We start from the raw sequence: 17,493 nt of genomic DNA, 5'->3' as shown, positions 1-17,493 counted from the left end.
AAATTGCTTCAAATACTGTCGTAACTATGACTCAAGGTGGCCCGATGTAATTCGGGTCCCTTTTTTTGTTGATATAATTCGTATCTGACGGGAAGAGAACAAGCATATACTGTTATGAACTCCGTACTTCAGGAAAGAATGAATAGGACGGGATAGCTTGACAAGTAGGTTCAGGTTACCTATAATTCTTTCAGTAATGTTTACGATTAAGAGATGCGGAGTGAATCATAATGACATTTTATAAAGTGCAACATCAAGTTCAGGATAACCGGACAGGGAAGACGAGCAAAAGAGGCAACATGAAGTTACTGTGGACGGGTTTGCTTATTCTCACTTTGCTGGTATTGTCAGCGTGTGGGCAGGATAGTTCCAATAGTGCGAAGATTGTGGAAGGCAAGGTAAACGTTGTGACCACATTTTATCCTGTATATGCTTTTACAACTGCAATCGGTGGTGAGGATGCCAATGTCATTAACCTGCTGCCAACGGGAGTAGAGCCACATGACTGGACTCCGAAGAGTCAGGATATTGTTAATACGTCCAAGGCACAGCTGTTTCTTTATAATGGAGCTGGACTGGAAGGATGGGTTCCGAATTTCCTGAAGTCGCTGAATAGCGATACACAGGTGAAGTCTGTTGCCGTCAGTGAAGGTGTTAAGCTGTTAACCGCTGAGGGTGATGATGGGCATGGTCACGGCGAAGAGCACGAAGACGAACATGCGGATGAACATACAGATGAGGCTACCAGTGAAGAAGTCGCTGATCATCATATTGATCCACATACGTGGGTTAGTCCGAAATCGGCCATGATCATGGCTGAAAACATTAAAAATAGTCTGGTCGAGGCAGATCCCGATCACAAAGCAGGTTACGAACAACGTTATGAAGCGCTTCGTACGAAGCTTGAGACGCTGGATCAGCGTTTTACAGATGAATTGGCTAACGTACCAAACAACGAGATTGTTGTCTCGCACCAAGCGTTTGGCTACCTTGCACGTGATTATGGATTAACCCAACATGCCATTATGGGACTTTCCCCGGATGCTGAACCGACAGGACAGGATATTGTGAAGCTTGCGAAACTGGTTAAAGATGAAGGCATTAAATACATTTTCTTCGAAGAGCTAGTATCTGACAAATTGGCGAAAACACTGGCAAGTGAAGCAGGAGTGGAGACCATGGTCCTTAATCCGGTTGAGGGATTGACCAAGGAGCAGGCAACAAACGGGGATGATTATTTCACCCTCATGGAGAAAAATTTGCAAAATCTGCTGATCGCATTAAAATAAGATAGAATGAAGAATTCAGATCGAAGAGTCTTTACCGTTCACGGTGAAGGCTCTTACGACGCTATGGGATTCTTATATATAATGAAGGGCGGCTTTGCCATGCAGCAAATCATGCCACTATGTCATGATCCAATTATAGAGATCGAGAAACTATCATTTTCCTACGGGGACCAGCGAGTGATTGAGAATCTCGATTTTATGGCCCAGGAGCGGGACTTTGTCGGGATTATCGGTTCCAATGGGGCGGGTAAAACGACATTGCTACGCATGCTGGTAGGACTTCTTCCTCCTGCGCAGGGAGATATCAAACTATTCGGACAGTCGATCCGCAGGTTCAAGGACTGGGACCGAATCGGGTATGTGCCGCAAAAGAATGCATTTAACCCGTTGTTCCCTGCGACCGTTCGTGAAGTGGTCATGTCAGGCTTGTATAATAACAAAAACATGTTCCGTCGTATGTCTCGTAAATGTCAGCAGCAGTGCACGGATGCTCTGCAAGTCATGCGGATCGAGGATCTGGCGAACAAACGTATTGGTCAATTGTCCGGCGGACAGCAGCAGCGTGTATTTTTGGCACGAGCGCTTATTAATCACCCGGATCTGTTGATTCTGGATGAACCTACCGTAGGTATTGATGCTGAATCACAGGCCAGTTTCTTTGAACTGATTACCCATATGCATGAACATCATCGAATGACTTTTCTAATGGTGTCTCATGATATGGATCGGATGGAGAGTTATCTGGGTTCTGAAGCTGTGGTAACGAATGGCAAAATTAATTTTCATGTCCGTCATTCGCATGAGGTACAGGATTGTGCTGAGACCAATCTGCAACATACCACTGCACAGGTACGCTAGCCGTATTTATGGCCCATTAGATTAGAGTAAGGCCGAAGGAGTCGTGTTTGTTTTGGAAATATTAATGAGTGATTTTTTTCAGCGTGCCCTGGCGGGTGGGTTGTTAATTGGCATTACCGCTCCGTTAATCGGACTGTTCCTGGTCTTGCGGCGGTTATCCATGATCGGAGACACCTTGTCTCATGTGACCATTGCCGGTGTTGCACTTGGATTCCTGATTGAAGTGTATCCCATTGCAGTGGGCTTGATATTTGCCGTGCTTGCTTCATTTGCGATAGAGAAATTGCGCAAAGCGTACAAGAGTTACGCCGAATTATCGATTGCCATTATCATGTCCGGTGGCGTGGCTCTTGCTTCCTTGTTCTTCACGCTGGGCAAAGGATATAATGCAGATGTCATGAGTTATTTGTTCGGCAGTATATATACATTAGACGCTACGGATCTGAAGCTTGTAGGTGTGGTTACGCTGATCGTGGTGATTGTAGTGGCATTGTTACATAAGGAATTTTTCCTGCTCAGCTTTGAGGAAGATGCGGCAGCGGTTACAGGGTTGCCTGTGAGAATTCTGAACATGTTAATCACTGTGATGACAGCACTTGTCATTAGCACGGCGATCAAGATTGTTGGTGCGCTTCTGGTGTCAGCGTTATTGACCATTCCGGTAGCGGTCAGCCTGTTAATGGCCCGAAGTTTCAAATCCGCCATTATTTTGTCCGTGGTGATTGGCGAAATTGCCGTAGTCCTTGGACTGGTCGTAGCAGGTATCTGGAACCTCGCACCTGGAGCAACGATTGTATTATTACTGATCATGATGCTGATTCTGACGATGATTGGAAAAAAAGGGTTCCGAGCCTGACGGCTAAACGAACAAGCACGAGAGCCCGGGGAAGGGAGACATCCGCTTCATGCCTGATGTTAATGTATGGATGGCTTTTGTAGCAGGTTTGGTCTCATTTATATCACCATGTTGTCTTCCGTTGTATCCATCATACCTCTCCTACATTACAGGTATGACGGTGCAACAATTGAAGGATGACCGCAATCAGCGAGAAGTCCGTTTTAAGACGATGACGCATACGCTGGCGTTTATTTTAGGCTTCTCGGCTGTATTTTATTCGCTTGGCCTTGGTGCCGGACTGTTTGGCCAATTTTTCAATGATAACCGGGAACTGATTCGGCAATTGTCTGCGATTTTGATTATGCTTATGGGGTTATTTTTGCTTGGTGTGTTCAAGCCACAGTTTCTGATGAAGGAACGCAAGCTGGACATGAAATGGAAACCAGCAGGCTATCTGGGCTCTTTTATATTTGGCATCGGTTTCTCAGCAGGCTGGTCGCCGTGTATTGGCCCTATTCTGGCAACAATCATTGCTATGGCTGCAAGTGAGCCCACAACCTGGTTGGCGTTAATTACAGGTTATACGGCAGGGTTTGCAATCCCGTTCTTCATTTTGGCGTTTTTCATCGGTTCGACACGCTGGATCTTACGCTATTCCAATGTCATGATGAAAGTCGGGGGAGCATTAATGTTGTTCCTTGGGGTATTGCTTTTTACAGATCAGATGACGAAGATTACGATCTGGTTGCAGCAGATTACACCAGACTGGATGATTATTTAAACGGATGAACTGAATTTGAATTTAAAAATGCATGACAAAGCAGGCTACATGTTAACCAGAGTCACTCTGGGTCATGTAACCTGCTTTTTAATCGTTTGTTAGGAATGCTTTTAACTGCATATGATTTTGGGCAATCCTGTTTTTCGTTTAGGTGAAGTAATCAATATTGGCTAGTGGAAAATGTTCAAAAATTCGTTCCGTAATGAATTCGCGCAGCGCATCTTGCTGGTCATCCTTATACACATACTTGTACTGACCCCAGCGGCCCCATTTCATCTTACGTTTCTCGATATCCATCTCCAGCTTGGTTTTAGGATAACGCTTTTCAATGGTTGCTTTGGCTGTTTTGGTAAAACGGTGCTGGATCATCTCAAAGGTAAGATCCTTGGTTGCTTCCTCTGGAAGTGTATCTGCGAGCTTCTGCAACAGCTCCGAGTATCCTTCTTCCCAGCCTTCATACCACATGATCGGAGCGATAATGAAGCCCAGGGGATAACCGGCGTGTGCAATTTTACCAGCAGCTTCAATACGTTCCTCAAATCTAGAGGTAGCCGGTTCAAAGTTTTTGATGACATAATCCGAATTGACGCTAAATCGGATCCGGGTGTGGCCGTTATGCTTAATGTTCAGCAACGGATCAACGTGATGATATTTGGTTACAAAGCGCAAGCGTCCATATTCTTCTTCCGCCATAAAACGAATCAGGTCACTTAAATTCTCCGTGATATGCTCGAGTCCTACGGGATCAGACGTACAGGCGGCTTCAAATCGCGTGATTTCAGGCGCGCGTTCTTCAATGTATCCTTTGGCAGCCTGAATGATCTCCTCGGTATTAACATAGACACGGACATAAGGTTTCGCACCAAGTGTAGTTTGAAGATAACAATAATGGCAGTGCCCCATACAGCCGGTAGAGATGGGAATGGCATATTCCGCTGAAGGTTTCGACTGGTCAAACTTGAGTGTTTTGCGCACACCAACGACCAGAGTCCGCTTTGCCATCCGATACTTTTCTTGTTCGGTTTCACCCGGCAAGTTTGTGATTCGGTTATGGGATGTGGTCATCTGATAAGGTATGTTTTTGGATGTCACCCATTCCATAATCCGTTTGCCTTTGTCATATTCCAACGCACCGGGTTCAAAATACACCAAATCGGGAATAAAGGGTTTAGTACCTTTTGCTTTACGAACTGGCGGTGAGGCTACACTTGTACTCACGAAATCACTCCTTTCGATGCGGAACTTTGCTTAGTTTGCCTCGTTTGGGGAGAAGTCACGCCTGCCAATTACTTGTGTAACAGCGCGCTCCGAACTGTGCAGGACTTGCCAATGCGTATTGATAACATGTATCATTATAAGATAGGGACCAGGCACGAATAGGGGCCGGTCAGAGAGAAAAGAGGGAAGCAGATGCCAACGCCCAGTATGGAAGATTATTTGGAGCGTATATACAAATTAATTGATGAAAAGGGCTATGCTCGTGTGTCTGATATAGCTGAAGGACTGGAAGTACATCCTTCATCGGTGACGAAGATGATCCAAAAGCTGGACAAAGACGAGTACCTGATCTATGAAAAGTACCGCGGACTGGTGCTTACGCCAAAAGGCAAAAAGATGGGCAAACGTTTGATGGAGCGCCATCATCTGCTTGAACAATTTTTGACAACGATTGGTGTTCAGGAACAAAATATCTACAATGATGTTGAAGGCATTGAACATCATCTGAGCTGGGACTCCATTACATGCATCGAGTCCTTGGTTGAATACTTCCGTCAGGATGAGAGCCGGTTGCGTGACCTCAAAAACCTTCAGGACGTCATGAGTAATACGGAGTCTTAAGTTTCAGCAGTGGAATACACAATGGTGATATACAATGAATTGTATCCCGTGATCAAAGGATGCTTCTTGCCGTTTCAATGGCAGGAAGCATTTTTTTGTGTGCAATCACACCATAATTTGGTGATTTTCGCAACTAAACGAGCGGTAGGAGCGTCTATTAAACTAGTAGAATTTACCGCAAATTTATAATGATTTTGGAGGACTGCACTAATGAACGTTCGTAAAGGATTGATGCTGCTGCTCATTTTTGTACTTGGATTACAGACAGCAGGCATGACGGCACAAGCGGCCGGGCAGAAGGAAATCGCTATTTTTCTAGACGGCAACCGTCTGGAATCGGATGTATCACCCTACATCTTGCCCAAAGTAAATGTAACGATGGTGCCTCTGCGTGTTATTAGCGAAGGATTGGGTGCGTCTGTTCTATGGTCTCAAGCTACTCGTACCGTGACCATCCAGAAATCCGATTCGGTCATCTCTATGACAAGCGGACGCCAGCAGGCAACTGTGGATAACGCTGTAGTTGGTCTGGATGCATCGGTCGAATTGAAACAAGGTCGGGTCATGGTACCCATTCGATTCGTCAGTGAGAATCTGGGCATTCGAGTGAACTGGAATCAGGCAGCCCAGACCATTGATCTGTACACAGGAGACGAATCAGTCCCAACTCCTGAACCAACCCCGGCAACCCCAGCGGAGCCTGGAGGCACGGGCACTGTACCAGCTTCTGAAGAGATGCGGGGAGCCTGGATTTCCACTGTGAATGGAGACTGGCCTACATCCGGTGCAAAGGGAAATGTAGAGAAGCAAAAACAGGAGTATACAAAACAGCTAGATACGTTGCAAGGTATGGGCATTAATGCCGTATTTGTCCAAGTGAGAGCCAATGGGGATGCCATCTATCCTTCAGGTCTGGTACCTTGGAACAGTGTGCTGACAGGAACACAAGGTAAAGATCCAGGTTATGATCCCCTCGCGTTTATGGTCGAGGAAGCACACAAACGGGGTCTGGAGTTCCACGCCTGGTTTAATCCGTTTAGAGCAACGAATTCGGCGAGTACATCCAATCTGGCTGCCAACCACATCTCCAAGCTTCATCCTGACTGGATTGTGAATGCATCCGGCAAAATGTACATTAACCCGGGTATCCCGGAAGCCAGACAGCATATTATCGATACGATCATGGAAGTGGTCAATCAGTATGATATTGATGGTGTACATCTGGATGATTATTTCTATCCATCGAATGTGACTTTTAATGATGATGCAGCCTTCAAAACCTATAACACATTAAATACCAAAGATCGTGCTGAATGGCGTCGGGACAATATTAATCAATTCGTCAAGCAGCTCGGACAGAGCATTCACAGCGTGAAAGCTAACGTTGAATATGGAATTAGTCCGTTTGGTGTATGGCGTAACAAATCCGTTGATCTGACCGGCTCTGATACCAAAGCAGGAGTAACCGCGTATGATAGCATGAATGCCGATGTGCGGACATGGATTAACCAGGAGTGGATCGACTATGTCGCTCCGCAGGTGTATTGGAGTATGACACTGAGCGTAGCCCGATATGACAAAGTCGTCGACTGGTGGGCGAATGAAGTGGCTAACACAAATGTAAAATTGTATATCGGTCACTCTCCTTATAAGTTAGGTACTCCAGAGATTGGCTGGCAGACTTCACAGGAGATCATCGATCAGCTGAACTACAACAAGAAGTATGGTTCGGTCAAAGGGGATATTTTCTTTAGTTCACAGTACTTGACGAAGAACCCTCTAGGCTTGATTGCCAAATTAAAAGCCTACTATGGTCTATAAAACATTTTAACAATACAGTGATAAGACAAACCCTTGTTCTCATAGAGTGGCAGTAGAAACGTGGCTGCCTGGAGAACGGGGGTTTTTTGTTATGTTAATTAACGCGGTGTTTGAAGGTGGAGGCGTCAAAGGGATCTCGCTTGCAGGTGCTGTGCAGGGTGCTCAAGACTGCGGCATTCAGTTTAATCGAGTGGCAGGCACATCATCCGGTTCCATTGTAGCTGCTCTGCTAGCGGCCGGTTACAGGGCCGAGGAGATGAAAGTCATTATTGAGAATACCCCCTTTGTTTCATTGCTGCGTCGTTCCCCCATATTTAATACCCGGTGGATCGGACCCGCCGCGAGGCTGTTCTTGAAGAAAGGACTGTATTCGGGGGAGGCATTGGAATCATGGATTCGCAAGATGCTGGAGCAGAAAGGGATTCGCACATTCGCTGACTTGCCACAAGGCAAGTTGCTTATTACCGCATCCGATATATCCAATGGGACCATTCTGGTGCTGCCGGACGATATTCGGCGGTTTGGCATTGACCCTGCGAAGCTGGATGTTGCAAAGGCGGTACGTATGAGCTGCAGTATCCCGTATTTTTTCGATCCGGTAGTCATACGCAAATCACCAGTATTCTCCAAAGGACTTCCTTTTCAAGATCAGTTTGTGTATGTCGTGGATGGTGGATTGCTTAGCAATTTTCCGTTGTGGCTCTTCGATGGTGATCGCTCGGAACGAGGAGGAGACGTTATTCCGGTTGTCGGATTCAAAATGGTGGGGAAGACGGAAGTGGAACCTGCCCGGATTAAAGGACCGCTAAGCATGCTTCAGGCCCTTGTAGAGACGATGCTCACAGCACATGATGAACGTTACATCGAACAGATTAACCGGTTTCGGACAGTGAAGATACCAACGCTTGGGATTAAACCGACGCAATTTCATTTATCGTTACAGGACAGCACAGCTTTATATCGATCAGGAGCTACCGCAGGGAGTGAATTTTTCAACGGGTGGAATACGAAAATATATGGTGAACAGCTGGACAAACAAAGAAAAGAATTGCGTAAGAAACAAGCAGAAGCTCCCCCTCTGATTCCTGTATAAACGTGAAAAAAGCAATTCTCCGCATGTTGGGAGAACTGCTTTTTTGTATGTTCAGTACCTTTTAGTGAAATTTCGGTATATCTTCATCGCTTTTCCCTTTTTGTCCCTGAATCACTTGGAAAGGATAATCCTTGCGTTTCTTTGAAGAGCCGCTGCTCTTTCTGGCACTGGACTGTGCATTGACTTTCGCCATGGTTCGTGCAGATGGCTTAATCTTTGGTGATTTGGCTTTTTGTGCCCAGCGACGAGGCGGATATTTGTACAGCAGGAATACGGCTCCGAACACGACCAGAGGAATAATGATCCTGGATGGACTAGCGTTCCCCAGCCAAGTCAAGACTCCAACAGCAGCTAGTGCGATGAACGTCCAAAATAAGATTGCCTGCTTGTTCATATCATTCACCCTTTCACAGGATCGAGTGTTGCAACAGGTACTTCTGACGTAGCAGAGACATTGGCAAGCTTGGCATCCAACTCACGCATACGGTTAAACGAAGCAATGGATACTTCTACCTGCTCGTTGGTCGGTTCTTTTGTTGTCAGCAATTGCAGCCACAATCCCGGGTATCCGAGATAACGCAGTACAGGAATATCACGTACTGAATTCGTGAGCTTTAACAGTTCAAAAGAAATGCCTAGCACAACTGGCAATAACAACAGACGCTGACCCATCCGTTCCCAGAGGTTATCGTACGTGAAGAGGGAGTATAGAAACACTCCAATAATGACAGTCAACATAATGAAACTGCTTCCGCAGCGGTAGTGCAGTCGGCTGTACTTTTGCACGTTCTCCGGTGTCAGTTCTTCACCAGCTTCATGTGCGCTGATTACTTTGTGTTCCGCTCCATGATACTGGAAGAGACGTTTAATCATCGGCGTCTGTGAGATTAACCACAGATAAGCGAGTAACAGGATCAGCTTAATGCCGCCTTCCAGTAAATTATGCAAAAACTGATTGTCGAATGCATTTTTGAATAGAAAATTCTCGATAACAACAGGAAGCAATGTGAGCACAACTTTACCAAAAAGGAATGAAAGGATGGCGACGGCGGTCACACCAATGATCATACTTAGGCTCCAGCCCGAACCTTCTTTCTCTTTTTGCTTGGCTTTCTCTTCCGGTTCCAGTTCATCATCAGCATAGGCGTCAGCAGAATAATTGAGATGTCTGCTACCTTTGACACTTGAATCTATAATGCTGACAATTCCGCGTAATAAAGGAATCCGCCGCAATTTCGTGACCCAGGACTTGTCTTGCTTGGGAACTTCCAGATACGTAATTTCGCCGTCTTTTCTACGAACAGCTGTAACGTTGACATGTTTCCCACCGAACATTACGCCTTCAATGACAGCTTGCCCCCCATAGCTGACAGGCTTGGATTGTTGAGGCAAATTATTCACCTTCCTATTCTGTTCTAGGCCTTCGCAATCAAAGGCAGTTTAATAACCCTATTGTATCGAATTTTAAGACCAATTTCTAGTTTGTGAGTCAAACCTTGAAGGATGTTGTTAAGATTGTCCTGTTTTGAACATACTACCTCGTAGAATCGGAGCGGAAATTAGAGGCATAATGCGGGATTATCAACTGAATGAAGGAGAATATCGATGACAGAACGTAAGCATGAAGATACATCACAAGATGAAGGTCAACGTCCCAATGAGCGGCAGCAAAAAGACAAGGGCAGGCGCCCGACCCAGAGGCAAGGCCAAGCACACTACTACACCAAGCCATTTTCCTTTGCGTTAGAGCTTGGCTTTTTTGCCGGTTTTATCTGGGGTGGACTGCATTGGCTATTCTATCTGTTGCATTTTACGATTGTACCTGTCGGATTTCTGGCCGAGCCTTTTTTCAAACATGAATATATATATACCGCAGCAGGACATTTGACAGGCTGGCTGTTTTTTATCGTCTTTTCCATCTTGGCATCCTTACTCTACACGTTCACGATTAGAAAACTGAAAGGGCCGTTACCCGGCATGGTGTATGGAATCGTCTGGTGGCTGATTCTCTTTATACTGGTCGGACCAAAACTGGGGATGATGAAACCTTTGAACGGTTTAACATGGGATTCAATCATCACGGAACTCTGTTTCTTTTTGCTATGGGGGCTGTTCATTGGTTACACGGTAGCCATGGAGTACACGGACGAACGCAAACGCGAGCCGGAGCAAGCGGGGGCATAGCGCAAAAAAGCTTCTCAATCCGGCAATGCCTGTGTTAAAATAGCAGATGGTTATTTGCAGAGAGGGTGGAGCAGCGATGAAACGAATTATTGTGATCAATGGTCCGAACCTGAACATGCTTGGTGTACGCGAACCGGGCATCTATGGAACGCTTAGTCTGAAGGATATTGAGGACAAAATTCGCAGACAGGCTGATGAAATTGGCGTCTCCATCGCTTTTTATCAATCGAACCATGAAGGGGACATCATTGACCGCATTCATGCAGCGATGGGTGAGGCAGACGGAATAATACTGAATGCCGGAGCATTTACCCATTATAGCTATGCTATACGTGATGCAATCAATGCTGTAAAAGTCCCTACGGTTGAAGTACATCTATCCAACATTCATGCACGCGAAGCGTTCAGACATCATTCAGTGATTGCAGCGGAAACAATCGGGCAGATTGCCGGATTTGGCGAAGTAAGCTATGAACTGGGATTGCTGGCTCTTGTGCGTCATCTGGACAAACAAACCTGAGCCGGGAACCCGGGAATGTGAGAGAAAGAAGGGTTACCGATGGAAAACAAACGAGTAAATAAGTTGCGTGAAGCCATGCGTGAGCATGAACTCACTGCAATGCTGATTACAAACCCGATTAACCGTCGTTATATGACGGGTTTTACAGGCTCGGCGGGATATGTGCTGATTACGGAACAGGATGCATATCTGCTGACTGATTTCCGTTATATGTCACAAGCGCCTCAACAAGCCAAAGGATTCACCGTTGTGGAGCATGGAGCCAAGCCGATGGATACAGTGCGTGAACTACTGGCATCCGCAAATATCAAAGCAGTGGGCTTCGAGCAGGATAGTGTTACATTTGGCACGCACTCCGCTTATGCTGAAGCACTTCAATCTATCGAACTGAAAGCTGTATCCGGGATCGTGGAACAACTTCGTATGTTCAAGGATGAAGACGAGATCGCGGTCATGCAGAGAGCAGCAGATCTGGCGGATGCCACGTTCAGCCACGTTTTGCAGTTTGCAAAACCAGGTATGACGGAGCGTGAAGTGGATCTGGAGATGGAGTTTTTCATGCGCAAGCATGGAGCAACGTCCTCTTCGTTTGACACCATTGTAGCATCGGGTGAACGTTCCGCTATGCCTCACGGTGTAGCGAGCAGCAAGGTCATCGGACAAAATGAGTTAATTACATTTGACTTTGGTGCACTTTTGGACGGATACTGTTCAGATCTGACACGTACCATTGCAACGGGTACACCTGTACCTGAACTGCGCAAAATTTATGACATTGTACTGGAAGCTCAGTTACATACGCTGGAGAACCTGAAACCGGGCATGACCGGACGGGAAGCAGATGCATTGGCTCGTGATATCATTGCAGGTCACGGATATGGAGATCAATTCGGACACAGCACAGGCCACGGTCTGGGTATGGAAGTTCACGAAGCTCCTCGCTTGTCCAAGCTTAGCGACGATGTATTGAAACCGGGTATGGTTGTTACCGTTGAACCGGGTATATATATTGACGGGCTTGGCGGCGTGCGTATCGAGGATGACGTAGTGATTACCGAGACGGGTATTCATATTCTCACGAAGTCGGACAAGAAGTTCACCGTAATCGGCTAATTTACAGCCACAGGGATATAAGACGATTTTTAATGTGTTATTTAAATTGAAAATAAGAAATTTCACCATAACGGAGAGTGCAGAACCAATCTGAAGAAGTGAAGCGTTCGCCTTTATCACCGGATTTTCCCATGGATAATGGGATCAAAAAAATCTGGGGATAACAGCGATCGGAGGATGGTACTGCAATCGAAGTGAACGAGGTGGCCATTCTTGGGCTCATTTTACATATAACATTAACCCATCGTCTTATATCACCTACTTTTAACCATATCAGGAGGGATTTTTTGTGATTTCAGTAAACGATTTTAAAACAGGCTTGACCGTGCAAGTAGATAACGATATCTATACCGTGCTTGATTTCCAACACGTTAAACCAGGTAAAGGCGCTGCCTTTGTACGTTCCAAATTGAAAAACCTGCGTAACGGTAACACCGTTGAAAAAACATTCCGTGCAGGCGAAACGATTGGTCGTGCCATCATCGAAAACCGTGGCGTATCCTACCTGTATGCAAGCGGTACAGAGCACACGTTCATGGATAACGAAACATATGATCAGTTCACATTGACTAGTGATCAACTGGAATGGGAATTGAACTTCCTGAAAGAAAACATGGTCGTTAAGATTGTTAGCTACCAAGGTGAAATCCTGGGAATCGACTTGCCGACAAGCGTTGAGTTGAAAGTCATCGAGACTGAGCCAAGTGTTAAAGGTAACACTGCACAAGGCGCTACCAAAAATGCAAAAGTGGAAACAGGCTTGAACGTACAGGTTCCTTTGTTCATTAACGAAGGTGACGTTCTCCTGATTGACACACGTGAAGGTAAATACTCTTCCCGTGCGTAACTTTCACAGCTTGTAAGCTAAAAAAGGTTATTAACAACCCTTTGCCATTCCTTTGGCAGAGGGTTTTTTCGAAAAAAGATTAGCCTATCAGGCGCTTTCGTAATATACTGGGTTAAAGTCATTTCTCGTAGAGAATAATGACGATGGACATTAATTATGCATACTGCACAAGGTAGGGAGTGGATTTGCGTTGTCATTGTACGTCATGAAATTTGGGGGCAGCTCGGTCGGAGATACAGAACGCATGAAGCGTGTAGCCGGACGTGTTGTAGAAAAAGCTGATGAAGGACATCGGTGTGTAGTTGTGGTTTCGGCCATGGGGGATACAACAGATGATTTGATTGATCAGGCAAAACAACTGAATAGTGATCTGCCTGCTCGTGAGATGGATATGCTCTTAACGACAGGAGAACAGATTTCGATCTCTTTGTTATCGATGGCTATTCAAGCGCTTGGACGTAAGGCAGTATCGTTTACGGGCTGGCAAGCGGGATTCCGCACAGAGCCGGTTCACGGAAAAGCACGTATTCATGATATTCAACCTGACCGTGTGAATGCAGCACTTGCCGAGGGCAACATTGTTATTGTTGCAGGCTTCCAGGGTATGACGGAAGACGGCGAGATCACAACGCTAGGTCGTGGTGGTTCGGATACCACAGCTGTAGCGCTGGCGGCAGCAATTAAGGCTGATGCGTGTGAGATCTATACGGATGTAGACGGAATATACTCTACGGACCCGCGGATCGTTAAGGTTGCGCGCAAGCTGAAGGAAATATCGTATGACGAAATGCTGGAACTTGCTAATTTGGGAGCAGCGGTGTTGCATCCGCGTGCAGTAGAGTACGCGAAGCATTCCGGTGTACCTTTAATCGTAAGATCCAGCTTTAACCATAATGAAGGAACGGTTGTGAAGGAGGAAGCAGCAATGGAACAAGGCGTAGTGGTTAGTGGTATTGCCTATGACAAAAACGTGGCTCGCATCAGTATTCTGGGTGTGCCGGATGTACCAGGAGTTCTGGCCGAAGTATTTGGTGCGCTTGCATCCAATCAGCTGGATGTGGACATTATCGTTCAGAGCGGAGTGATGGATGGCAAAGCAGACTTCTCGTTCTCTGTGGCGCTGTCTGATCGTGAGAACGCATTACGTGTCATTGAAGGCCTTCACAGCCGCTTGCCTTACCGTGAAGTTACATCTGAGGAGAACCTCGTTAAAATCTCCATTGTTGGCGCAGGCATGGTCAGTCACCCAGGTGTAGCTGCGAAGATGTTCAAAGTCATTTCCGCTGAAGGCGTGAGTATCAAGATGGTGAGCACTTCCGAGATCAAAGTATCTTGTGTTATTGACGGAGATAAGCTGCATGACGTCATTAAGGCATTGCATACAGCATATGATCTCGACACTGCCGAGCAAGCCGTTATCGGTGGACCTCAAGATCGCAGATAAGTATCTTCTATGTATGTTAATTAGCAAAGGTGTACTGTTGCCAACGGGCAGCAGTACACCTTTTTTGTTTTGTCATGGTAGTTCTCACATCAACTTGAACATCTTTCCCCCGCGTATGCCTCTATAAGGCTGCATGCGGTTCCCCTCCCCCATCTCGGGAACACAATCCAGCAGGTTTAATTGAGAACAATACGAAATGTCATGAACTCTGCCTAACTTTTCAAGCCTCCGCCCGCTAACAGACCCCTGCACCAACTCCGGGATGCTCTCCATACATTGGGATACCGCCTGATGAAGCACTATGCCGAGATCGTTAAGTTGGAGGGGAGAACAGGATTGACGGTGCAGTTCATCGATGATACATCCAGCACACAAGCCGTCCTCCAGAGCAAATTCATCCTGGTTCCCCGCACATAACAGCAATACATCTCGTTGAAGTTCACATAGGGCTGCTGCAACAGCCTGCACATTGAGAAATGAACCAGCGAATACATGTTTCCCCTTGGAAGCCTTGATCAAAGCTCGGGTTCCATCGGTTGTGGTTAGAATGATTGTTTTATCTGCAATGCCTGCAGTCATATATTCATAGGGGGAATTCCCCACTTCGAATCCGGTGATTTTTTTGTCAAAACGCTCCCCGCCTCGAATGCAATCTTTCACTTCCATTTGTTTGGCTTGTGGAACGGTCTCTACGGCAATCACAGCCGAAGCGTCATACGCCAGAGCCGTAACAATCGTACTGGTCGTACACAATACATCAATGACAACTGCACTTCGCCCCGCAATATCAATGGTACGTACTTCATTCACATTGCCAACGACATCAACTCGCACTCCCCACAACTCCTTTCTGTATCTGGGGATCGGTAGTTCTGTTTTGAACCGGAATGGAACTTACCTATCTGCAATTACTATATGCATGCACATCTAGACGGGTGCCTAGAACAGAAGGTGGATCTATGGTTTCCACTCTCAACCGTATTCTGAAGAATTGATAGATTTCAGCGTCATAAATTAAATGTACAGGCATAAACTTGAGATATGAACAAGCGCCAGAAGTGTGAACCAAATGATCTCAAGGTTGGAGGAGCCTACTCATGAAGGTGAACTGGAGGGAACTTTTTCCGGAACCGATCCGAACCATTCTCGGAAGAATGCCACCCGCTCTATTGGAACAAGTGGAGGAAGTACGTATTCGAGAAGGCAGACCCCTGGAGATTAATGCAGGCAACACATACCACTTCCTGACACCTCAAGGTTGTCCGACCGGGAATCCTGAAGAAGCGTATGTTCCTCAGAAAGAAGTGACGCACAGGTTGCTGGACCTGATCAGTAACCATTCACTTTATACATTGGAAGAGGAACTGCGCAAAGGGTTCATCACCATACCTGGGGGACATCGAATCGGGCTTGCTGGACGAACGGTACTAAGCGGTGGGCGTGTCGAATACCTGCGTGACATCAACGGATTTAACGTTCGGGTAGCCCGTGAAGTACATGGAGTAGCTGATCGTATTCTTCCTTATCTTCTCGATATGAAGAGCGGACAGGTCCTGCACACGTTGATCCTATCACCACCACAACAAGGGAAAACGACGTTGCTGCGAGATCTGGCGAGACAAATTAGCAGTGGTACAAAGCTTACAGGGGGAACTGAACTGGTTCAGGGAATACGTCCACGTCTGAAAGTGGGCATTGTGGATGAAAGGTCCGAAATCGCTGGTAGCTACAAAGGAGTACCTGGCTTCGACGTAGGTCCCCGAACAGATGTGATGGACGGTTGTCCGAAGGCTGAGGGCATGATGATGATGCTTCGCTCCATGTCGCCCGATGTCCTGATTGTGGACGAGATCGGTCGTCCGGAGGATGCCGAAGCGGTGATGGAAGCCCTGCATGCAGGCGTCTCAGTAATTGCGACTGCGCATGGCCGTGACCTATCGGAGCTGTCGGCCAGACCCGCCCTCAGAACCTTAATTACGGAGCAGATGTTTCAACGTTATGTCCAGCTGCAACGGACGAGCCGGGGCATGACCTTTCGGCTGGCTGATGGCAAAATGCGTGGGTTGCAGCAGACCGGGGCAGGAGGTGAAGCCTTTGGTTAACATGTTTGGTGCGGTAATTATTCTGTTAGCCAGCACCCTCGCCGGATTTTACAAGGCCAGACAGTATGCATTAAGACCGAGACAGTTGCGAGAACTCATAGCAGCCCTCCAGCGACTAATGACGGAGATTAACTATGGGCTCACTCCACTTCCCGATGCCATGGGCAAGATGGGAGCACAGACCAAAGAACCTGTAAAGACGCTGTTTCTTCATGCAGCTACACAGATGGAACCTCCTCATGGACTCACTGCCCGGGAAAGTCTGCAGTCAGGCGTGGATCTGGCGTGGGGAAGATCGGCCATGAAGGCTGACGAGAAGGAAGTGATGCTGCAATTAAGCTTCAGCCTTGGCACAAGTGACCGTCAGGATCAGACCAAACATATATCGTTAGCCATTCAACAACTAATGCATGAGGAATCCCGCGCCCAGGCCGATCAAATGAAATATGAACGAATGAGCCGAAGCCTCGGGATGCTTGTCGGAGCGTTAATCGTCATTCTGATCTTCTGAAATAGCCGGGATAGTGAGGTGCCAAGGTCATGAATCTAGAAGTGAACGCAATCTTTCAAATTGCGGGTATCGGAATCATCATTGCCATGATTCACACGGTACTGAAACAAATGGGAAAGGAAGATATGGCTCACTGGGTGACCGTAATCGGATTTGTCGTTGTATTGTTCATGGTGGTCCGTATGCTGGACAGCCTGCTACAAGAGATCAAATCGATATTTCTTTTTCAATGAAAAACGGTCATGAAGCCGGA

General features: G+C 46.6%; 19 protein-coding genes. 15 read left to right on the top strand and 4 right to left on the bottom strand.

The features are described 5' to 3' along the window. The first annotated feature begins 230 nt into the window (after positions 1–230). From MHI12_RS19740 to MHI12_RS19725, 4 genes are all read left to right on the top strand, one after another. Positions 231–1,289 (top strand): metal ABC transporter solute-binding protein, Zn/Mn family, encoded by a 1,059-nt coding sequence (locus MHI12_RS19740; RefSeq protein WP_405170096.1) that lies wholly within the window; start codon positions 231–233, stop codon positions 1,287–1,289. Between the two features lie 99 nt (positions 1,290–1,388). Next, positions 1,389–2,147, top strand: coding sequence for a metal ABC transporter ATP-binding protein (locus MHI12_RS19735; protein WP_074096964.1), 759 nt, complete (start codon positions 1,389–1,391; stop codon positions 2,145–2,147). Between the two features lie 52 nt (positions 2,148–2,199). Then, positions 2,200–3,003: a metal ABC transporter permease gene (locus MHI12_RS19730; RefSeq protein ID WP_017687569.1), complete on the top strand. Its 804-nt coding sequence runs from the start codon at positions 2,200–2,202 to the stop codon at positions 3,001–3,003. A gap of 49 nt (positions 3,004–3,052) precedes the next feature. Further along, positions 3,053–3,766 (top strand): cytochrome c biogenesis CcdA family protein, encoded by a 714-nt coding sequence (locus tag MHI12_RS19725; protein ID WP_017687570.1) that lies wholly within the window; start codon positions 3,053–3,055, stop codon positions 3,764–3,766. 147 nt (positions 3,767–3,913) lie between these two features. Here the strand turns inward: MHI12_RS19725 and splB are convergent, their stop codons facing one another. Beyond that, a complete protein-coding gene (gene splB / locus MHI12_RS19720; protein ID WP_145148917.1) occupies positions 3,914–4,984 on the bottom strand; it encodes a spore photoproduct lyase in 1,071 nt (356 codons plus the stop codon). A gap of 192 nt (positions 4,985–5,176) precedes the next feature. On the opposite strand from splB, the gene mntR reads away from it, so the two are divergent. From mntR to MHI12_RS19705, 3 genes are all read left to right on the top strand, one after another. Next, a complete protein-coding gene (mntR, locus tag MHI12_RS19715) occupies positions 5,177–5,605 on the top strand; it encodes a transcriptional regulator MntR (protein ID WP_036614415.1) in 429 nt (142 codons plus the stop codon). A gap of 210 nt (positions 5,606–5,815) precedes the next feature. Next, positions 5,816–7,426: a family 10 glycosylhydrolase gene (locus tag MHI12_RS19710; protein ID WP_405170095.1), complete on the top strand. Its 1,611-nt coding sequence runs from the start codon at positions 5,816–5,818 to the stop codon at positions 7,424–7,426. A gap of 91 nt (positions 7,427–7,517) precedes the next feature. Further along, the gene (locus MHI12_RS19705) at positions 7,518–8,519 is read left to right on the top strand and encodes a patatin-like phospholipase family protein (RefSeq protein ID WP_405170094.1); all 1,002 of its coding nucleotides are present in this window, start codon (positions 7,518–7,520) and stop codon (positions 8,517–8,519) included. 61 nt (positions 8,520–8,580) lie between these two features. On the opposite strand, the gene MHI12_RS19700 is transcribed toward MHI12_RS19705, so the two are convergent. Both MHI12_RS19700 and MHI12_RS19695 read right to left on the bottom strand, forming a co-directional pair. Further along, positions 8,581–8,913, bottom strand: a complete 333-nt coding sequence (locus MHI12_RS19700; RefSeq protein WP_017687575.1) for a hypothetical protein — start codon at positions 8,911–8,913, stop codon at positions 8,581–8,583. Between the two features lie 5 nt (positions 8,914–8,918). Continuing rightward, complete coding sequence (locus tag MHI12_RS19695; protein ID WP_062835280.1) at positions 8,919–9,911, bottom strand: DUF1385 domain-containing protein; 993 nt, start codon at positions 9,909–9,911, stop codon at positions 8,919–8,921. Positions 9,912–10,124: 213 nt separating this feature from the next. Between MHI12_RS19695 and MHI12_RS19690 the strand changes: the two genes are divergently transcribed. From MHI12_RS19690 to MHI12_RS19670, 5 genes are all read left to right on the top strand, one after another. After that, on the top strand, positions 10,125–10,703 hold the full coding sequence (locus tag MHI12_RS19690) for a YqhR family membrane protein (RefSeq protein WP_074095698.1): 579 nt from the start codon (positions 10,125–10,127) through the stop codon (positions 10,701–10,703). A gap of 76 nt (positions 10,704–10,779) precedes the next feature. Then, the gene (aroQ, locus tag MHI12_RS19685; RefSeq protein WP_036614400.1) at positions 10,780–11,223 is read left to right on the top strand and encodes a type II 3-dehydroquinate dehydratase; all 444 of its coding nucleotides are present in this window, start codon (positions 10,780–10,782) and stop codon (positions 11,221–11,223) included. Positions 11,224–11,262: 39 nt separating this feature from the next. Then, complete coding sequence (locus MHI12_RS19680; RefSeq protein WP_074095697.1) at positions 11,263–12,336, top strand: Xaa-Pro peptidase family protein; 1,074 nt, start codon at positions 11,263–11,265, stop codon at positions 12,334–12,336. A 289-nt stretch (positions 12,337–12,625) separates the two neighbouring features. Beyond that, positions 12,626–13,183, top strand: coding sequence for an elongation factor P (gene efp / locus MHI12_RS19675; protein WP_017687580.1), 558 nt, complete (start codon positions 12,626–12,628; stop codon positions 13,181–13,183). Positions 13,184–13,373: 190 nt separating this feature from the next. Further along, entirely contained in the window at positions 13,374–14,627 is a 1,254-nt protein-coding gene (locus MHI12_RS19670) for an aspartate kinase (protein ID WP_047843625.1), read from the top strand. An 84-nt stretch (positions 14,628–14,711) separates the two neighbouring features. Here MHI12_RS19670 and MHI12_RS19665 read toward each other — a convergent pair whose 3' ends face one another. After that, a complete protein-coding gene (locus MHI12_RS19665; RefSeq protein ID WP_405170093.1) occupies positions 14,712–15,461 on the bottom strand; it encodes a 2-phosphosulfolactate phosphatase in 750 nt (249 codons plus the stop codon). 263 nt (positions 15,462–15,724) lie between these two features. Here MHI12_RS19665 and spoIIIAA point away from each other — a divergent pair, with 263 nt between their 5' ends. From spoIIIAA to spoIIIAC, 3 genes are read left to right on the top strand one after another with little or no spacing between them, the layout of a single operon-like run. Beyond that, entirely contained in the window at positions 15,725–16,729 is a 1,005-nt protein-coding gene (gene spoIIIAA / locus MHI12_RS19660) for a stage III sporulation protein AA (protein WP_036674989.1), read from the top strand. Continuing rightward, positions 16,722–17,240, top strand: coding sequence for a stage III sporulation protein SpoIIIAB (spoIIIAB, locus tag MHI12_RS19655; protein WP_036614389.1), 519 nt, complete (start codon positions 16,722–16,724; stop codon positions 17,238–17,240). Before spoIIIAA ends, spoIIIAB begins: the two co-directional genes overlap by 8 nt. A 29-nt stretch (positions 17,241–17,269) precedes the next feature. Next, a complete protein-coding gene (spoIIIAC, locus tag MHI12_RS19650) occupies positions 17,270–17,473 on the top strand; it encodes a stage III sporulation protein AC (RefSeq protein WP_017687585.1) in 204 nt (67 codons plus the stop codon). Positions 17,474–17,493 lie beyond the last annotated feature (20 nt).

Origin of the sequence: Paenibacillus sp. FSL H8-0280 (genome assembly GCF_045040665.1) — a bacterium.
Lineage (GTDB): Bacteria > Bacillota > Bacilli > Paenibacillales > Paenibacillaceae > Paenibacillus > Paenibacillus xylanexedens_A.
The sequence above is the reverse complement of the archived record's forward strand: the minus strand, read 5'-3'. Positions and strand labels throughout refer to the sequence as shown.